The organism is Duodenibacillus massiliensis (assembly GCF_900128485.1).
Lineage (GTDB): Bacteria > Pseudomonadota > Gammaproteobacteria > Burkholderiales > Burkholderiaceae_F > Duodenibacillus > Duodenibacillus massiliensis.
In genome coordinates, this window is record NZ_LT635848.1 from 1 (window position 1) to 866 (window position 866).

The 866-nt window shown below is 50.3% G+C and carries 1 protein-coding gene; it reads left to right on the forward strand.

The annotated features are described in order from the left end of the window. The coding region (locus BQ7486_RS12010) for an IS1634 family transposase (protein WP_204206966.1) at window positions 1-866 on the forward strand (866 nt) is incomplete at both ends.

Sequence of the window (866 nt, forward strand, 5' to 3'; positions counted from 1 at the left end):
CTCAAGGATAAATACAACATCGGTCATGCCATTGTTGTTGCCGACAGAGGACTCAATTCAGCTGAAAATCTGTTGATGCTCCAGCGGCTTGAGCTGGGCTACCTGGTGGCCCAAAAAGTGAGTAATCTCAATGACGAAACACTTAAGCAGATGCTTGATCTGTCAGCCTATCAATCGATTAACGACAAAGATCCTGAAAGCAACAAATACCGCGTTATTGAGGACTGGGAGCGCACCGGCAAGAGCGGCTCAGTCAAATGCTCACTGGTTCTGACCTGGAGCGAAAAACGTAAGCGCCGCGATGAAAAACTGCTTGAGATCTGGGCTGATTTGATCCGCAGAAGAAGCGGGAAGGAACTTAAAACAAGAAAGCCGGCTTGGGCAGGCATCGCCACCACCGACACCAAGGAAAAGAAGCAGGTGATCACCGGCATTGACGAAAGTGCTTTGGCAGAGCGCAAGGCGCTCTGCGGGTTTGCTGCTGTCGTTTATGACGAGTACTGCATTGAACGGACTGAAAAGGCTGACGAGCAGGAAAACAAAGCAAAGGAGACTGCAGCTGCAGAAGTCAAAGAGTCGGATAACAAGGGGGAACGGATACTGAAAACGGGCAAGGAAATCGCCTCGATGTACCACTGCCTGAATCAGATTGAAACGTGCTTCCGGATCATGAAATCCAACATCGGCTTGCGCCCGATGTATGTCTGGACTTCCAGCCATATTTACGGCCATATTACGGCTTGTGTACTGGCCCTGTTGCTGCTGAGGCTGCTGCAGGACAAACTGAAAAAGCAGGGAACGCCAATCAGCATTGACACACTGTGCCGTGAACTGCACGACTCAACCGTGATGGCTCAAATCATCGA